15 protein-coding genes and 1 pseudogene are annotated in these 17,427 nt (G+C 70.7%); 9 read left to right on the plus strand and 7 right to left on the minus strand.

Translation table 11 applies throughout. The features are described 5' to 3' along the window. The first annotated feature begins 22 nt into the window (after nt 1–22). A complete protein-coding gene (locus tag FHU34_RS13250; RefSeq protein ID WP_145780299.1) occupies nt 23–1,750 on the plus strand; it encodes an IlvD/Edd family dehydratase in 1,728 nt (575 codons plus the stop codon). Nucleotides 1,751–1,835: 85 nt separating this feature from the next. Here FHU34_RS13250 and FHU34_RS13255 read toward each other — a convergent pair whose 3' ends face one another. Then, entirely contained in the window at nt 1,836–2,615 is a 780-nt protein-coding gene (locus FHU34_RS13255; protein WP_145780300.1) for an ABC transporter permease, read from the minus strand. Further along, a complete protein-coding gene (locus tag FHU34_RS13260) occupies nt 2,612–3,628 on the minus strand; it encodes an ABC transporter substrate-binding protein (RefSeq protein ID WP_145780301.1) in 1,017 nt (338 codons plus the stop codon). The genes FHU34_RS13255 and FHU34_RS13260 overlap by 4 nt, the downstream gene beginning before the upstream one ends. A 308-nt stretch (nt 3,629–3,936) precedes the next feature. On the opposite strand from FHU34_RS13260, the gene FHU34_RS13265 reads away from it, so the two are divergent. Genes FHU34_RS13265 through FHU34_RS13275 form a run of 3 tightly spaced genes read left to right on the plus strand, consistent with a single transcriptional unit; the run spans nt 3,937 to nt 6,241 of the window. After that, nucleotides 3,937–4,872: a DUF6282 family protein gene (locus FHU34_RS13265; RefSeq protein WP_145780302.1), complete on the plus strand. Its 936-nt coding sequence runs from the start codon at nt 3,937–3,939 to the stop codon at nt 4,870–4,872. Further along, nucleotides 4,869–5,585, plus strand: coding sequence for a PIG-L deacetylase family protein (locus FHU34_RS13270; protein ID WP_145780303.1), 717 nt, complete (start codon nt 4,869–4,871; stop codon nt 5,583–5,585). The genes FHU34_RS13265 and FHU34_RS13270 overlap by 4 nt, the downstream gene beginning before the upstream one ends. Then, complete coding sequence (locus FHU34_RS13275) at nt 5,582–6,241, plus strand: 4-carboxy-4-hydroxy-2-oxoadipate aldolase/oxaloacetate decarboxylase (protein ID WP_145780304.1); 660 nt, start codon at nt 5,582–5,584, stop codon at nt 6,239–6,241. Before FHU34_RS13270 ends, FHU34_RS13275 begins: the two co-directional genes overlap by 4 nt. A gap of 38 nt (nt 6,242–6,279) precedes the next feature. On the opposite strand, the gene FHU34_RS13280 is transcribed toward FHU34_RS13275, so the two are convergent. Continuing rightward, nucleotides 6,280–7,734: an alkaline phosphatase PhoX gene (locus FHU34_RS13280; protein ID WP_145780305.1), complete on the minus strand. Its 1,455-nt coding sequence runs from the start codon at nt 7,732–7,734 to the stop codon at nt 6,280–6,282. A 206-nt stretch (nt 7,735–7,940) separates the two neighbouring features. Between FHU34_RS13280 and FHU34_RS13285 the strand changes: the two genes are divergently transcribed. The 3 genes from FHU34_RS13285 to FHU34_RS13295 all read left to right on the plus strand — a co-directional run bounded on the left by FHU34_RS13285 (nt 7,941) and on the right by FHU34_RS13295 (nt 10,527). Continuing rightward, nucleotides 7,941–8,669 (plus strand): alpha/beta fold hydrolase, encoded by a 729-nt coding sequence (locus tag FHU34_RS13285; RefSeq protein ID WP_145780306.1) that lies wholly within the window; start codon nt 7,941–7,943, stop codon nt 8,667–8,669. A 182-nt stretch (nt 8,670–8,851) separates the two neighbouring features. Further along, nucleotides 8,852–9,367, plus strand: a complete 516-nt coding sequence (locus FHU34_RS13290; RefSeq protein WP_145780307.1) for a SigE family RNA polymerase sigma factor — start codon at nt 8,852–8,854, stop codon at nt 9,365–9,367. Beyond that, a complete protein-coding gene (locus FHU34_RS13295; RefSeq protein WP_145780308.1) occupies nt 9,364–10,527 on the plus strand; it encodes a hypothetical protein in 1,164 nt (387 codons plus the stop codon). Before FHU34_RS13290 ends, FHU34_RS13295 begins: the two co-directional genes overlap by 4 nt. Before the next feature lie 52 nt (nt 10,528–10,579). On the opposite strand, the gene FHU34_RS13300 is transcribed toward FHU34_RS13295, so the two are convergent. The 3 genes and pseudogenes from FHU34_RS13300 to FHU34_RS13310 form a co-directional block, all read right to left on the minus strand. Next, the gene (locus FHU34_RS13300) at nt 10,580–12,286 is read right to left on the minus strand and encodes a cellulose binding domain-containing protein (RefSeq protein ID WP_145780309.1); all 1,707 of its coding nucleotides are present in this window, start codon (nt 12,284–12,286) and stop codon (nt 10,580–10,582) included. Nucleotides 12,287–12,571: 285 nt separating this feature from the next. Next, nucleotides 12,572–12,757: pseudogene (locus FHU34_RS13305) on the minus strand (cell division protein DivIVA); the annotation flags it as partial. Between the two features lie 317 nt (nt 12,758–13,074). Then, nucleotides 13,075–13,590 carry a MarR family winged helix-turn-helix transcriptional regulator gene (locus tag FHU34_RS13310; RefSeq protein WP_145780310.1) on the minus strand — a complete coding sequence of 172 codons (516 nt, stop codon included), beginning with the start codon at nt 13,588–13,590 and terminating at the stop codon, nt 13,075–13,077. Between the two features lie 142 nt (nt 13,591–13,732). Between FHU34_RS13310 and FHU34_RS13315 the strand changes: the two genes are divergently transcribed. After that, nucleotides 13,733–16,003, plus strand: coding sequence for an LLM class flavin-dependent oxidoreductase (locus FHU34_RS13315; protein ID WP_145780311.1), 2,271 nt, complete (start codon nt 13,733–13,735; stop codon nt 16,001–16,003). Here the strand turns inward: FHU34_RS13315 and FHU34_RS13320 are convergent. Beyond that, nucleotides 16,000–16,710 carry a DNA alkylation repair protein gene (locus FHU34_RS13320; protein ID WP_145780312.1) on the minus strand — a complete coding sequence of 237 codons (711 nt, stop codon included), beginning with the start codon at nt 16,708–16,710 and terminating at the stop codon, nt 16,000–16,002. The genes FHU34_RS13315 and FHU34_RS13320 overlap by 4 nt on opposite strands. Before the next feature lie 143 nt (nt 16,711–16,853). Here FHU34_RS13320 and FHU34_RS13325 point away from each other — a divergent pair, with 143 nt between their 5' ends. Further along, a complete protein-coding gene (locus FHU34_RS13325) occupies nt 16,854–17,408 on the plus strand; it encodes a hypothetical protein (protein WP_145780313.1) in 555 nt (184 codons plus the stop codon). Nucleotides 17,409–17,427: the final 19 nt, after the last annotated feature.

Below are 17,427 nucleotides of genomic sequence, written 5' to 3' on the forward strand. Positions count from 1 at the left end.
CGGATGACAGAGGAGTCTGCTGATGTCGACGACGAATCGACAGCTGCGCAGCGCGCAGTGGTTCGGTGCGGAGGGCCGCAACGGTTTCATCCACCGGTCCTGGATGCGCAACCAGGGGTTCGCGGACGACGTCTTCGACGGCCGCCCGGTGATCGGCATCGCCACCACCTGGTCGGAGCTGACCCCCTGCAACGCCCACCTGCGTGACCTGGCCGAGTCGGTGAAGCGGGGGGTGTGGGAGAGCGGCGGCCTGCCGCTGGAGTTCCCGGCGATGAGCCTGGGTGAACCCCTCATGCGACCCACGACCATGCTCTACCGCAACCTGCTGGCGATGGAGTTGGAGGAGTCGGTACGGGCCAACCCGCTCGACGGGGTTGTCCTGCTCTCCGGCTGCGACAAGACCACCCCCGGCCTGCTGATGGGGGCGGCGAGCGTCGACCTGCCGACGCTGATGCTGACCGGCGGCCCGATGCTCAACGGCAAGTTCCGCGGCCAGGACATCGGCTCGGGCACCGTCGTCTGGCGCTTCACCGAGGAGATGCGGGCGGGCCGGATGAGCGCGGCCGACTGCGCGGAGGCGGAGGTCGGCATGTCCCGCAGTCGGGGGCACTGCATGACCATGGGGACCGCCTCCACGATGGCCTGCGTGACCGAGGCGCTCGGCGTACAGCTCCCGGGGGCCGCCGCCGTGCCGGCCGTCGACTCCCGGCGGTACGCCCTCGCCCACGCCGCCGGACGCCGGATCGTCGCCATGGTCGAGCAGGATCAACGGCTGTCCACTGTGCTCACCAGGCAGGCGTTCGAGAACGCGGTCCGGGTCAACGCCGCGATCGGCGGTTCGACGAACGCCGTCGTACACCTGCTCGCGGTTGCCGGACGCCTCGGTGTTCCGCTGTCGCTGGAGGACTTCGACGCCCTCACCGCCGACGTGCCCATGCTGGTCAACCTCATGCCGTCCGGGGCGTACCTGATGGAGGACTTCGCCTACGCGGGCGGTGTCCCGGCCGTGATGGCGGAGATCGCCACGCTGCTGCACATGGACCACGTCACCGTCAGCGGAAAGAGCGTGGCCGACAACATCGACGGCGTGAAGTGCTGGAACCGGGACGTCATCGCCACCATGGCGGAGCCCTTCCAACCCGCCGGCTCGGGCACCGTGGTGCTCCGCGGATCGCTTGCGCCGTCCGGGGCCGTGCTGAAGGTCTCCGCGGCCTCTGCCCACCTCCTCAGCCACACCGGGCCGGCGCTCGTCTTCGACCGGATCGAGGAGTACGTCGTCGCGGCCGACGACCTGGACCTCGACGTCACCCCCGACACGGTGATCGTGGTCCGCAACGCCGGGCCACGCGGCTATCCGGGGTTCCCGGAGGTGGGCAACGTGCCCATGCCACGACGGCTGCTCGCCGACGGCATCACGGACATGGTGCGGATCTCCGACGCCCGGATGAGCGGCACCGGGTACGGCACCTGCGTCCTGCACGTGGCCCCGGAGGCGTCGGTGGGCGGCCCGCTCGCGTTGGTGCGCACCGGCGACCTGGTCCGCGTCGACGTGGCGACGCGATCGCTGGACCTGCTCGTCGACGACGCGGAACTCGCCCAGCGCCGTGCCGCCTGGCAGCCACCACCGCCGGTCGCCGACCGGGGATGGGTGCGGCTGTACAGCGAGCACGTCCTCCAGGCCGACCAGGGCGCCGACCTGGACTTCCTCGTCGGCGGCAGCGGCAGCGACGTGCCTCGGCACTCGCACTGACCACGCCGCGACGCACGAAGCCACGAGGAACCGTTCGCAGGGGAGGTGGGACGGCCCGCGGGGGTGAGGTCCCGCGGTTGCCGCCTCAGGAGGAGATCGCGCGCGCCCACGGCACGAGGAGGCGTTCGAGGCCGGCCATCAGGTAGAAGAGCAGTGCGCCCATGAGCGCGAGCAGGATCAGCGCCGCGAACGCGAGCGGGGTGTCCGCGGACTGACCGGAACTGGCGATCACCGCGCCGAGCCCGGCCTGCGGGTTGATCACTTCGCCGATGATCGCGCCGATGATGGCGAGTGAGGTCGCCACCTTCAGGCCGACGAAGATCTGCGGCAGGGCCCACGGAAGTCGGACCTTGAGGAAGGTCTGCCACCACGAGGCGGAGAGGGAGCGGGCCAGCTCGCCGAGGTCGTTCGGTGTCGAGGTCAGGCCCGCCATTGTCGAGATCAGGATCGGGAAGAAGCAGAGCAGCACGACCATCACGATCTTGGCTTCGTAGCCGAAGCCGATCCAGACCAGGAGCAGTGGCGCGAGCGCCACCTTCGGCACCGCGTTGATGCCGGCGATCATCGGTAGGACCATCCGCTCGACGGTCCGCGACGCGGCGAGCAGGACGGCGAGCAGAAGCCCGCCCACCGCCGCGATCCCGAATCCGATGATCGTCTCCAGGAAGGTGATCCAGGTCTGCTGAGCCAGGTGACCGGGGAGCCGCAGGAACGCGTCGACCACGTCCGGGGGCGCTGGCAGGAAGAACGGTTCGATGTCGAAGGCCCAGGTGGACAGCCACCAGAGCCCGGTCGCGACCACCGCGCCCAGGGCCGGGAGCCCGAGGGTGTGCCGGCGTCGTTCTGCCCGGGAGTCGCCGGTCACGACTTCTTGACGAAGGTCGGGTCCACGACGGCCGCCGGCGTCAGGCCCGACGGAATCAGGTTGGCGCGTTCGAGGACGGCGATGGTCTGCGCCACCCGCGACTCGTCCAGGAACCCGATCGGGGCGCCGCCGTCGGGACGGACGTGCGGGGCCATCGCGTCGATCTCACCCTTGCCCGCCGCCACCGTGTAGGTGGGTTTCGCCTTGTTGAGGATCGTCGCCGCCTCGTCCGGGTGCTCGATGCTGTACGCCAGGCCCTTGAGCGCGGCCTTGGTGAACCGCTGCACGAGGTCGGGGTCCTTGCTGATGAGCGACGGGGTGGTGATGATCGCGTTGCCGAACAGGTCCGGCAGGTAGTCGCTGTAGGGCAGGACCACGACGTCCTTCCGGGCGGCGGTCTGCAGGGCGCCGCGGCTGAGCAGGAACGTGCCCAGCGCGTCGACCCGCCGGCTCGCCATGAGGCCGTTGAGGGCTGTGGGTTGCACGCCCTCGATCTTCACCGTCGCCGGGTCGAGCCCGGCCAGCCGCGCGTACGCCGGGAAGAGCAACTCCGTCACGGAGCCGCTGCCGGTGGCGATCGTCTTGCCCCGGAGGTCCTTCGGGGTGGTGATGTTGGTGTCCTTGGTGGTCATCACCGAGATCAAAGTCTGCTGGTGCACGGCGGCGATCGCCCGCCAGTCGGTGAACTCGCCCTTGCCCGCCTGGATGACGGCACCGGTGAAGTCGAGAGCGCCGAACTGCACCTGCCCCGACTTGAGCGCGGTCAGGTTCTGCTGGTTGCCGGCGCCCTCCTTGATGTCGACCTCGATGCCGACCTCGGCGAAGTAGCCCTTCTCCTTGGCCACCCACGCGAAGGCGTCGCGGCCCACCGCACCGAACGCGGTGATGTAGGCGACCTTGTCGATCTCACCGCCGGGCGGGTCGCCGCCGCTGTCACCGGTGTCGCCGCAGCCACCGGCCGCGAGAGCCACGGCCAACCAGGCCGCGACGAGCGTGGAGAAGCGCTTACCCATGCGGTGCCTCCAGCCTCCGGGCTCGCGACGCGTGGCCGACCCTGTCGAGGGGATCGGCGGGACGACGCGAGGTCGGCATCGATAGACGATTTTAGATCAGGCAGGTGGTGCTCGTCTGTCCCGAGCCGGCAATGAGGTTGACGGGCAACGGTTCCTGTGCATCCACAGTGGATGCTGAGCCTGACTGCACCTTGAAATAGGCATGATCACCGATATGCTTGCGCTCGGCGGCTCCCGGCTCGTGACCGCCGCGCGCTCGACCGAGCGCACCCGCACGACCCCGCTCTCAGGGCTCACCGAGGAGCGCGATGCCTGACCCTCTGGTTCCCTCCGCCCGTGCCCGCGCCGTGGTCCGCGGTGCCTACGACACCCACGTCCACGTGGCCCCCGACGTGATGGCCCGACGCATCGACGACGTCGATCTGGCGCACCGTTGCGCCGAGGTCGGGCTGGCCGGTTTCGTCCTCAAGTCCCACTACGTGGCGACTGCCGAGCGGGCAGCGGTGGTCCGCAAGGTGGTGCCCGGCGTCGACGTCCTCGGTGCCGTCACCCTCAACGGCGCGATGGGCGGCATCAACCCGGTCGCGGTTGAGGTCGCCGCGCGCCAGGGTGCCCGGATCGTCTGGATGCCGACAGTGGACTCCGGAAATCAGCGGCGCAGCACCGCCACCGATCTGCCGGGCGCCACACCGGCGATGTGGGGCGCCTTCCAATCCGACCTGCACAGCCAGGGCATCGTGCCGGATCCGGTCGAGGTCGTCGACGACGAGGGGCGGGTCCTCGACCGCGTACGCCAGGTGCTGCGGGTGATCGCCCGGCACGACATCACGCTCGCCACCGGCCACCTGAGCGGCGCCGAGATCGCCGCCGTGGTCCGGGCCGCGACGCAGGAGGGGGTACGCCGCATCGTGGTCACCCATCCCGAGTTCACCTCGCAGCGACTGACGCCCGCGCGGCAGCGCGAGCTGGCCGAGGCGGGCGCCCTGTTGGAGCGCTGCTTCACGACTCCGCACTCGGGCAAGGTCGACTGGGCGGACCTGTTCGCCACCATCCGGTCGGTAGGTGTGGCGCACTCCGTCCTCTCCAGCGACCTGGGGCAACCGTTCAACCCGCCGGTGGAGGACGGTCTGGCGCTCTTCGCCGACCGCCTGTTCGACGCCGGCTTCACCGACGAGGAGGTCCACGTCATGGCGGTGGTCAACTCGCGCCGTCTGGTGACGCCGGCAGGAACGACGCCGGCATGAGCGGGCGGCGGATGCTGGTGGTGGGCGCCCACTCGGCCGACTTCGTCTGGCGGGCCGCCGGAGCCATCGCCATGCACACGCGGGCCGGCGGCGAGGCCGTCGTGTTGGCGCTCTCCTACGGCGAGCGGGGCGAGTCCGGCGAGCTGTGGAAGGACCCGCAGCAGACGGTGGAGAACGTCAAACGACTGCGGCACGCCGAGGCGGAACGGTCCGCCGCCGCGGTCGGCGCCCGGTTCGAGGCGTTCGACCTGGGCGACTACCCGCTTCGGATCCGGGACGAGGACATCGACCGGCTGGCGACGCTGATGCGCGAGTACGCGCCGCACGTGGTGCTCACCCACCCCGAGCGCGACCCGTTCAACCCGGACCACCCGACGGCGCACGCCGCGGTGGTGACGGCCCGGCAGCTCACCGCGGACGCCGGAGTGTCCAGCGGCTTCCGAACCGCCCCGCCCTCGGAGTTCCTGGCCTTCGAACCCCACCAGCCCGAACTCTGCGGTTTCGTCCCCACCGTGTTCGTCGACATCACCGAGGCGATGCCGGCCAAGCGGGAGGCGATGGCGGCGATGGCGGCTCAGGGCTACCTGCGCGAGTACTACACCCAGCGTGCCGACCATCGTGGCAACCACGCCCGCCGGGTGACCGGTGACGCGACCATCCGGCAGGCGGAGGCGTTCCAACGGTTGATCCCGAACGTCGTGGTGGCACTGTGAACGCCGCCCACGACGCGGCGGACGTCGACCCCGCGGTGATCGAGACACTGGCCGCTGCCGGGGTGGCAACCGTGTACGAAGCCGCCGGCCGGCGTGGCCTGATCGACGTGGACCTCGTGCAGGTGGTGCCGGGTTCCCAGGTCGCCGGCGTCGCCCGGACCGTCGTCTGCGGCCAGGGCGACAACCGGGCAGTGCACGAGGCCATGACGCTCGTCCGCCCCGGCGAGGTGCTCGTGCTCACCATGCCCGAACCGGCCCCCGTCGCGCTGATCGGCGAGCTGCTGGCCACGCAGGCCAAGGTCGCCGGCGCGGCCGGCGTGCTGGTCGACGCCGCGGTACGGGACGTGGACGAACTTCGGACGCTCGGCCTGCCGGTCTGGGCCCGCTGGTGTCGGGTGCGCGGAGCCACCAAACGCCACAGGGGTTCGCTCGACGTGCCGGTGCCGGTCGGCGGTGCGACAGTCGAGCCGGGGGACATCATGGTGCTCGACGCCGACGGGGCCGTGGTGGTGCGGCGGACGAGCGCGGACGCCGTGGCCGCCGCGACGAGGAGCCGGACGGCCAGGGAGAGCGGACTGCGGGCCCGGCTGGAAGCCGGCGAGTTCAGCTACGACCTGCACGGAATGCGTACGGAGGACGAGCCCGGCGGGCGGTAGGACCGGGCGGACCGCCCGACCCCACCGCCCGACCCTGGTCAGCCCAGGTACTTCTCCCACGGGCCGGTGATGGCCAGGGTGAGGCCCGGGTCCTGCATGTTGACGAAGAGCACCTGGCCGTCGGCGCTGAAGGTCGGCCCGCAGAACTCCGAGTCGTTGAGCATGTTGCGGGCGATCGCGTACGTCGGGCCGCCCGGGATCGTGCTGAGCACGTGGGAGGCGCCCTTGCCGTCCTCGGCGAGGACCAGACTTCCCCACGGGGTGACTGTCACGTTGTCCGGGCCGTCGAAGGTGATGTCGGTGTACTTGACCGGCGTCCCCTCCTCGGCGGAGGTCTGGTGCGGGAAGTACGTCACCAGCTGGATGGTCTCGTCCTTGAAGTTGTAGAACCAGACCATGCCGTCGTGCGGCGCCGCGTCGGAGGGCAGGTCACCCTCGTCCCAGGCGTACGAGTTCACCACGTACACACCTTCGTCGGTGCTCCACACGCCCTCGAACTTGCGTCCGCGGGTGACCTGGCCGTCGGTGAACTGCTCGCGTACCGACGTGTGCCGCGCGTCGCGGTCCGGCACCTCGATCCACCGGACCGGGAAGGGGCGGCCCAACTGAGCGGAGGTCAGGTAGGCGACGTCCGGCAGCACCGAACCGTCGTCCATGATGATCTGCATGGCGGCGAGGACGCCCGCGTTCGGCGCGAGGCGGGTCAGCACGCCGGGGCCGACCTTGACGCCGCGCGGCGCCGACCAGCGGTAGAAGAGGCCGTTGGGCTCGTCGGCGTCCTCGGACAGGTAGATGTGGGTGCGGTCCTTGTCGATCGCCAGGGCCTCGTGGGAGTAGCGGCCCAGGCACTTGATCGGCCGCGGGTCCGCGCTGCCGTCGGCCCAGACCTCGAAGACGTAGCCGTGGTCCTTCTGGTAGGTGCCGGTCCGGCCGCCCTCTTCCCACTGGTCGCCGGCGCGGTCCTCGGTCTCCTCGCAGGTCAGCCAGGTCCCCCAGGGCGTCGGTCCGCCGGCGCAGTTGGAGATGGTGCCGGAGAGGGCGACGAACTCACCCAGGTTCCGGCCCGCGCGGTCGGTCTTGATGACGGTGCAACCGCCGGCGTCGACGGCGCCCGGGTCGTACACCGTCCCCTTGACGTGCGGTACGCCGAACTCGGCGCCCGGGTCGATCTCGTGGTTCTGGATCAGGGTGTACCGACCGTGGCCGGCGTCGTAGACGGCCATGCCGTCGTGGTCGGCCGGGGTCATGCCCTGGCCGCGGTCCAGCCGGGTGACGCCGGTCCGGGTGACCACCGTGTAGCTGAAGCCCTTGGGCAGGGCGAGGACGCCCTTCGGGTCGTCCACGAGCGGCGGGAACGGCACGTGGCCGGACGTGACCGGCGGGTGCGGGCGGCCCGGGCTGGCCTGCGCCAGCGACGGCAGACCGCCGGCGACGGCGAGGCCCACACCGGCGGCGGCGCCACCAGCGAGGAAGGTACGACGAGAGGAAGGCACGTGATCAGCTCCTGGTCAGGACAAGTGCGACGAGTCGGAGCCAACCCGTGCGGACGAACAGCAACACGTCGCCGACGGGATCGGTCGGTGACATCGGGGTGAAGAAACAGGGCCGCCCGCGCCCCGACGTTTCCGGGGCGCACGGTGGGTAATCAGCCGCGCCCACCCAGTCGTACGGGGTGCACACCCCTCACGCGAAGGAGCCGATGGCCGTGTCAGATCAGAACATCACCGTTGTCCTCGTTCACGGCGCGTTCGCCGAATCGGCGAGTTGGAACGGTGTGATCGAGCGGCTCGGTGCCGGCTACTCCGTGGTGGCCGCCGCCAACCCGCTCCGCAGCCTCGCCGGAGACGCCGCCTACGTCCGGGACGTGGTGCGGGGGGTCGGCGGACCGGTCGTGCTCGCCGGCCACTCGTACGGCGGCATGGTCATCACCGAGGCGGCAGCGGGCGAGCCGATGGTGCGCGGCCTGGTCTACGTCAACGCGTTCGCCCCGGAGACGAGTGAGTCGGCGATAGCGCTGTCCGGCAAGTTTCCCGGCAGCACGCTCGCCGACACCCTGGTCTCCTACCCGGTGGCCAGTGGCGGAAACGAGGTGGCCATCGCGCAGGACGCCTTCCGCCAACAGTTCGTCGCGGACGTCTCCGAGGACACGGCGGCGTTGATGGCGCGGACCCAGCGGCCGATCACCGAGCAGGCGCTCGGCGAAGCGCTCTCGACGTCCGAGCCGCCGTGGAAGTCGTTGCCCAGTTGGTTCGTCTTCGGCGACGCGGACCGCAACATCCCGGTCGCCGCGCACCGCTTCATGGCCGAACGCGCCGGCGCCCGGGGCACCCGCGAGGTCGCCGGCGCCTCCCACGCGATGACGATGTCCCAGCCCGGCGAGGTCGCCGAGTCCATCATCGAGGCGGTACGGGGCGTCGGGGCTGGATAGCACCGGCGTGACCGGTCCGCGGCCCGGGCAGAATGGCGCGTGAACCCACCGACGACCAGCGACGTACGGCCCCAGCCGCGATTCCCGCAGCGGCAGGGGCCGTACGTCGTTGAAACCTTTTCCGGCGCGACGCAACCTGGCGGTCGTCGCGACCCGTCGAGGGTGCGGAGGAGGGAGCCTCGATGGCGGATGCCGAGGGTGAGTTCGTGGAGTACGTCTCCGCGCGACTGCCGAGTCTGCATCGGACCGCGTTCCTGATGTGCGGAGACGCCCATCTGGCCGACGACGTGGTGCAGCAGACGATAACGGCGTTGTACGTGAACTGGCGTCGGGTCAGCCGGGTAGACAACGTCGACGCGTACGTGCACCGGATGCTGGTCCACAAGCTCGTCGACGAGAAGCGGTTGAGCTGGGCGAAGGTCCGGCTGTTCGGTTCGGTGCCGGAGCCATCGCGTACGCCGGTCACACCACACGACGAGGTGGCCGAGCGGGACAGCGTGGTCAGCGCGCTGGCCCGTCTGTCCCGCGGCCAGCGCACCGTGCTGGTCCTGCGGTTCCTGTGCGACCTGTCGCTGGCCGAGACGGCCGCGGCCATGGGGTGCTCCGAAGGCAATGTGAAGGCGCAGACGGCTCGGGCGCTGGCGGCGGTCCGCCAGGTGCTCGACGTCGCCGAGATGTCCGGGAGGAGTACGAGATGACGGTGGACGAGCAGCGGATCGCCGCGCTGCTGCAGTCGGCGCCGGTTCCCGAGCCACGGGTCGACGTCGCACGGGCGATCAGCGACGGTCGCCGTCGCCGTCGCCGTCGCCGCACCGGCGGCGTCGCCGCGGTGACGGTGCTGACCGGGCTCGTCGTCGTGGGTGCCGTCGGGTTCGGTGGTGCCGGCCGGCCGCAGGCCCCGGACACGCCGACCGTGGTGGCGGCGCCGACCGCCGTCGCGTCGACAGCGGCGACCCCACCGGTCACCTGCGAGGCGTCGTGGCTGCCGCAGCCGCTCGGGGGTCCGGTCGCGGTGGCGGGAGGCGTGGACCCCACCGGGCGGTACATCGTCGGCGACATCGGCACCGGGAATGAGGACGGGAGGATCGTGCTCTGGACCGACGGCAAGGCGACGGTCCTGCCCGCCGGGGCGCGCCACGCGGCGGCGGTCAACGCCCGGGGCGACGTCGTCGGCACCGGCGGCAACGGCATCGGCTGGGTCTACCGGTCCGGAAAGCTGCGCTTCCTGGTGACCCCGCCCGGCTACCAGGCGGTTCTCGTGCACGCGGTCAACGGCCGGGGTGACATCGTCGGCACCGCCCGCGGGGCCCGCGACTCGCACCAGGCGGTCCTGTGGTCGGCGGACCGGCCGCAGGAGTACCGGCTGGTCGGGCGGCCCGGATCCGCCGCGACAGCGATCACCGAGGACGGTTCCGTCGTCGGCGCGATGGGTGATCTGCCCTACCGGTGGACACCGGAGGGCACCGAAATCGCGCTGCCGGTGCCCGACGGTTTCCCGCGCGCCTCGGTGGAGGCGGCGCGTGGCGAGTGGGCGGTCGGGATGGCTCCCGGTGAGCGGCAGGGCTCTTCCGTGCGGATGCTCCCGGTGCTGTGGAACCTCACCACGGGTGCGGTGAGCCTGATGCCGTTCCCGAGTATCAGCGCCGTCGCCGGCAATGGTGAGGTGCTGGTCGACGACGGCTCGCCGCTGCTCGTCGCCCCGGACGGCACGTCCCGCCGGTTGCCGGGCAGGCCTGAGGTCCGGGCGACCGAGGCGGGCACCTACTCGGCCCGTGGGATCAGCGACGACGCCATGACGGTGGTGGGTGCCGTCCACGAGAACGAGGCGTACCGGCCCCTGGTGTGGCGCTGCCGGTGAGCCGGGCAGAAAGGACGGTGCCCGCCGACCATCGGTCGGCGGGCACCTCGGCTCAGAGGGTGAACACGAGCGTGGAGATGCTGCGCGCGCCCACGTTGATGGTGGCTTGTCCTCCGTTGACGCTTGTCGGTTGGCTGGCCGCGTTGGCGTTCTGCGAGGTGAGGTAGTGCTCGGCCCGGGTGACGTTCTGCGGGGCCTGGATGACGGCGTTGTTGACCGCGCTGTTCGAGCGGTTGAGGATGACCAGGGTGATCTTCCCGTCGCCCTGGTAGGCGGTGACCTCCAGCGGGGAGGCCTTGGAACTCTTCGTCAGGGCGACGCGCTGGTAGCCGGGGCGGACGTACTTGGCGTACTGGGAGAAGGCGTACCCGCGCTTGAGCGGGGCACCCGCGACCGTGCCGTACGCGGATTCGCCGTCGCCGATGAAGGAGTAGTAGCGCTTGCCGTACCACCAGATGTAGGCGCTCCAGTTGGCCTCCATCGACTTGTGCACGGTGCGCATGATGTCGTCGAGGGTTTCGTTCCAGACCGCCGTGTTGGCAGGGTTGCCCCAGATGTTGGAGCCTCCGCCGTCGGCGGCGTGCAGGTTCCACTCGGTCATCCACACCGGCTTGTTGTGCTGTTCGGCCAGGTTGTAGGGCCGTAGCCGGCCGGAGTCCTCGGTGCCGTAGAGGTGCCCGCCGATGTAGCCGATGTTGTTGCGGGCGGTCGAGTCGTTCAGGGTCGGGTCGGTGAAGTTGTAGTTCAGGTTCACCGCCTCGGCGACCATCAGCTTGGTGTTCTGCACCTTCGTGCCCTGGTCACGGACGAAGGTGCGCAGCTCGGTGCCGCTCCAGTCCATCGAGTCGTAGTCCGGGTGCCAGTCCGGCTCGTTCTGCACCGAGGTCACGTCGATGGTCACACCCTGGCCGCGCATGTACTGCACGTAGCTGTTCAGGTGGTTGGCGTAGTCGTCGTAGTAGTCGGTCCGCAGCTTCCCGCCGTTGACCCGGCTGTTGTTGGTCTTCCACGCCGCCGGCGCGGTCCACGGCGACGCGAGGATCTTCACGTTCGAACCAGAGGACTTCGCCGTCTTCAACGAGTTCACGTGCGTCGCCCACTCGCTCGACACCGGCGACAGGCCGGTCCGCACGATGGACAGACCCAACTGGTTGGCGCCCATCCCGACCAGGGTCTGCGTCTCGGCCGTCGACCACGCGCTGCCCCAGATGGACTGCGCGGCCCCGAACCCGTCGACGGTCTGGTACCTGGTCGCGCTGTTCACCGTGATGTCCGCCGGCCCGTTCGGCGGGGGAGTAGTGGTCGGCGGGGGAGTCGTCGGCGGGGGTGTGGTCGGCGTCGTGTCGCCGGTGCAGGCCACCCCGTTCAACGTGAAGCTCGTCGGAGCGGGGTTGCTGCCGCTCCACGAGCCGTTGAAGCCGAACGAGACCGTCCCGTTGGTCGCGATGCCCCCGTTGTAGCTGACGTTCTTCGCGGTCACCGCCGCGCCGCTCTGGGTCACCGTCGCGTTCCACGCCTGGGTCACCGTCTGACCTGCACCGTAGGACCAGGTCAGCGTCCAACTCGACACCGCGTCACCGAGGTTGGTGATGCTCACGTTGGCCCCGAAGCCGTTCTGCCACTGCGACGACACACCGTAGTTCACCGAACAACCGGCGGCCGCCGCCCCGGCCGGCGTCGCCAGGGCGACCGCCGTCGACGCCAGCAGGACGGCGCCGGCCGACACCAGGACCGCGTTGGTCCTTCTTGGTCTTCTCATGAAGCTCCTCCTGAACGGTGGTGGTGTCCACGCCTTCGGAGGGCTCGCCATCCGGCGAGTTGCGGTCGCTCGTCGGTCAGGAATTGGGAGCGCTCCCAGGCTGGCGATGCCAGGAAGCTATTTCATCCAACGACTTCTGTCAATGCGTTGCCTGCGCGGGCAGGAGGCTGGTCCACCTGTTCCGGGAAGACCCGTCACCGGCCGCAGGGGACGGCGGTCCCTCGCGCGGGGGAGTGGCGAACCTCAGGCGGGCGACCCCGAATCCGGGCCCCGGTCTCTGCCGGTGATCCCGGCGGCCTGGTCGTGGGCCCGGCTCACTATCATCTCCGCCTCCTGGCGGGCGGCGGCCACGAGTTCCTCGGATTCGCGCCTCGCTTCGTTGCGGTGGTCGTTGGCCTGATTCTCGGCGAGCTTGAGGATCTGTTCCACCCGAGTGCCGAGGCCGCTGAGAGTGGGTCGTTCGTGCCGCTCTCTCCACTCGTCGTACGAGGTGTCCGCGCTCGCGCTGTTCCCGTCGCGGTCCACCATGCCGTCGGCCATCAGATCGGGCTCGCTCTCGCCGAGCAGGGCGAGGCCGATCCCGAGCGCGGCCACCGCGACTCCGGACCACAGGGCGGCGGTCCCGAGAGACGGCCCGACGGCCGCACCGACGCCCAGTCCGAAGAGGAGGGCTGCGGTCTTGGCTGGCTTGCGCATGGCTCGACCTCATGGCTACGGACGGCGGGCTTCTGGCTCCAGCATGCCGAGCCAGGTCAAGCCGTGCCGGGCAACGGGTCTGAGCTGTCGGCCTACTGCTCGGGCGGCAGGACGCTGCGTACCGCGACACAGGGGTCCGTCGCGGGCGCGGCGGCGTGGATCGCCTCGGCGGCGCGGGCTGCGACGTCGCGGAAGGTGTCGCGTTGATCCTCGGGTAGCCCGCCCAGCACGTGGTCCTCGGCGTGGGCGACCCGCCGCTCGGCCTCGGCGAGCGCCGCACGCCCACGGTCGGTGGCCACCACCCGGCGGGCGCGACGATCCTGGGGGTCGAGCTTCCGTTCGATGAGACCGGCGGTCTCCAGGTCGTCGATGACGTACGTCAGGACGCTGCGGTCGATGGCCAGGCGGGTCGCCAGGGCGCCCTGCGTGGGCACGTCCTCGTGTACGACGACGGCCAGGATGTGGTAGCCCCTGCTGCCGTGCGGCAGGTCGTTCAGCATCTCCTCGACGTACTCGTGCCAGCGGCGCAGCACCACGCCCAGGGACCAGCCGAAGGTCGAGCCGCGCCTGCGGTCGGCCGGCAGCTCGCACGGGTCGGTGGCGGCCATGAACGGGACGCTAACAGGCGATGTGTCGACCGAAACGACGTTCCGAGCCGCCTGGAATGCGTGGGCAGACAACTGCGTTGTGGGGCATACGATCTGCTGGACAGATGATCGTCTGGCAACATGATACGGAGATGCTGACGCGATGCCTGATTACGGTCACGAAATCCTGTTCGGGACGTTCCTGACACCGAGCGCTCAGGACCCGGACCACGTGGTGGCGCTCGCCGAGCTGACCGAGGCGGCCGGCCTGGACCTCACCACCTTCCAGGACCACCCGTACAACGCTGACTACCTCGACACCTGGACCCTGCTGAGCTGGGTCGCCGCCCGCACGGAACGGTTGCGGATCTCGGGAAACGTCCTCAGCCTTCCGCTGCGCCCGCCGGCCGTCCTGGCCAGGGCTGCGGCGAGCCTGGACCGGTTGTCCCACGGCCGGTTCGAGCTGGGCCTCGGCGCGGGCGCGTTCTGGGACGGTGTCGAGGGCATGGGGGCTCGCCGGCTGACGGCGGGGCAGGGCGTCGAGGCGTTGCGCGAAGCGATCGACGTCCTGCGCGGTGTCTGGGACGACGCCGCACCCGGGCCGCTGCGCCACGACGGGAAGTACTACCCGATCCCCGGCATGCAGCGCGGCCCCGCGCCGGCGCACGACATCGACATCTGGCTCGGCGCGTACCAGCCGAAGATGCTGGCGTTGACCGGGCAGAAGGCGAACGGCTGGCTGCCGACGCTGGAGTACCTGCGGTCCCCGGACCGGGTGACGGCCAACCGACTCATCGACGAGGCGGCGGTCGCGGCGGGACGCGACCCGCGGCAGATCCGGCGGCTGCTCAACCTGTTCACCGTCGACGTCTCGTCGCGCAGTCGCGGTTTCCTCCAGGGGCCACCGGAGCAGTGGGTCGAGCAACTCCTCCCGCTGGTCGTCGAGGAGGGATTCAGCACCTTCCTGATTGGCCGCGACGACCCGCGACTGATCCAGACCTTCGGGCAGGAGATCGCCCCGGCGCTACGCGAGGCGGTCGCCAGGGAGCGCGCGGCGAACGTGCCGGACGCCAGCCGGCCCGGCGCGCTCGCCGCCCGGTCCGCACGTGGCCCGGGTCTGGACCGCGAGACGCTGCCGGCGTCGCTCGCCGCCCGGGCCGTCCAACCCGGTGACCGGGAGTACGAGGGTGTGCGGCACACCTACAGCTGGAAGGGGGCACCAGCACTGGTGATCCGTCCGGAGACCGCCGCCGAGGTCGCCGAGGCCGTGTCGTACGCGCGGACCCAGGACGTCCCGTTGTCGGTGCGCAGTGGCGGGCACGGCATCAGCGGCAGGTCGACGAACGACGGCGGAATCATCATCGACATGTCGAGGATGAACAGTGTCGAGGTGCTCGACCGGGCGAGTCGTCGGATCCGGCTGGAACCGGGCGCCCGGTGGGGGCAGGTGGCCCAGGCACTCGCCCCGTACGGCCTGGCGATGAGCTCGGGTGACTACGGCGACGTGGGCGTCGGTGGACTCGCCACCACCGCGGGCGTCGGATATCTGGTGCGTAAGCACGGTCTGACCATCGACCACGTCGTCGCCGCCGAGATCGTCACCGCGGACGGTCGCCTGCTCCGCGTGGACGACGAGCATCACCCCGACCTGTTCTGGGCCATCCGTGGCGCCGGCGGCAACTTCGGCGTCGTCACCGCCCTCGAACTGGAGGCGTACGAGGTCGACAGGGTGGTCTTCGCTCAACTCGTCGTCGACGCGACCGACGCCGCCCAGCTGCTCCGCCGCTGGGGTCAACTCGTCGAGGACGCGCCCCGGGAGCTGACGAGTTTCCTGTCTCTCTTCCCGGGCCGTCGGGGCAATCCGCCGATGGCTCAGGTCACCCTGGTCTACGCCGGTGACGACGTCGAGGCGGCCCAGTCCGCCCTGAGCCCGTTCCTGGAGATCGGACCGATCCTCGATCAACAGGCGCAGCTCGCGCCGTACCCGGCGATCGTCGCCCCGCCCGGCAACCAGCATCGAGGTCAGGGACTGCGCGACACCCGCAGCGGCCTGGCGCACCACATCACCCCGGAGGCGGCCGACCTGATGGCAAACATGATCAACTCCGGCGACGTGATGATCATGCAGTTCCGGTCCGTCGGCGCGGCGGTCAACGACGTGGCACGCGACGCGACCGCGTACCCGCACCGGGACCAGAACTTCTCGGTGCTCGCCGCCACGGTCGAGGACCGGAGGCGCCAGCTCGACAAGCTGTGGGCCGAGCTGTACCCGCACCTCGACGGCCTGTATCTCAGCTTCGAGTCCGACACCGACCCGGCGCGACTCCTGGATGCCTGGCCCGAGCCCACGCTGAGCCGACTGCGCGCCATCAAGGCCACCTACGACCCGGACAACGTCTTCAACCGGAACTTCCCGATCCCCCCGGCCGGCTAGAGCATGCCCGACAGGTAGTCCCGACGTCGCTGCGGTTCGAACTTCTCGATCGCGTACCGCAGCATCACCCGGGGCATGACGCGGTAGCGGCGGAGCAGGAACTCCTCCTCCGCCGCTCGGTCACGGTTGCCCACCTCGCGCAGCATCCAGCCCACCGCCTTGCGGACGAGGTCGTGCGGGTCGCGCAGGAGCTTGTCGCTAAGTCGGAAGGTCCAGTGGAAGTCGTCGGCCCTGATGAAGGCGAAGGTCGCCATGACGGCGATGCGCCGGTCCCACACCAGGTCAGACCCGGCCAGCCGATCCAGGACGCCGCGCTCCTTGTCGACGAGCCAGGGGCCGACGATGTACGGCGCGGACGAGTCCACCAGGTCCCAGTTGTTGAGCCGGCCGGTGTTGGCCAGGACGAGGCGGTAGATCTCGCCCCGTTCCTGCTCGTCGCCCTTGGCGAACTTCCGCACCAGGATGAGCAACGATGTCAGCCGCTCCTCGTGCACCTCGCCGTGCAACAGGTCCGTCGTCTCCACCAGGGAGAGGTCGCGCCAGTACCGGGCGGCAACCCGGCGCTGGTCGGGCACGGAGACGCCGATGGCCCGGTCGCCCTCGCCGTAGCCTCCGGGGACCATCTGCAGGAACCGGCTCGACGCCTCGGCGCGACGTGGGTCGGCGAGGCTGGCGAGATCTCGCCGGACGGCGACGCTCGTGGCCATGAAGTGCAAGCTACCGCGACCGCCGGCGGTCACTGCGCCGCTGCCGGACGGCGAGTCACCCTACCCGCCGCAGACTGCCGCAAACCAGGTCGTTGGGTGACGGGCCCGGGAATGGGTGCCGGCCCGAGGGGTACGGCCCCACCATGCTGAAACGAGCGGTGTGGCAGGGGTTGGCGGCGGGGCTGGTCGGGGCGGCGGTGATGACGGCCGCGGAGAAGGTGGAGCAACGGGTGACCCGCCGGCCCGACTCGTACGTGCCGGCCCAGGTGCTGGCACGGCTGGCCGGCCTGCCGGAGTCCTCCGGGCAGCAGCCCCGCTGGCAGAACCTGGCGATGCACTACGGTCAGGGCGCGGTGGTCGGCGTGCTGCGCAGTGTCATGGCCCAGGCCGGGCTGCGGGACGTCTGGGCCTCCAGCGTGTTCACGGCGCTCCGACTGGCCAACGACCAGATCCTGGAGAACGCCACGGGGGTGGGGGCGCCCCCACTGACCTGGCCCCGCTCGGAACTCGCCATCGACGTGCTGCACAAGTCCATCTACGCGTTCGCCACCGGAGCGGTGGCCGACGCGCTCGCCGCCCGCGACGGCGCCGGGCCCGGGCAGCGGCACGCGGCGATGCGCCCCGGTCGCCACTCGGACGTCGGTCCCCTCCCGTACGAGGGGCGGCGGAACGGCCGGGTTCCGGCCAGGCCGAGATGAGGTCGGTGCGGCGGTAGCC

It is taken from the genome of Micromonospora taraxaci, from assembly GCF_007830095.1.
Lineage (GTDB): Bacteria > Actinomycetota > Actinomycetes > Mycobacteriales > Micromonosporaceae > Micromonospora > Micromonospora taraxaci.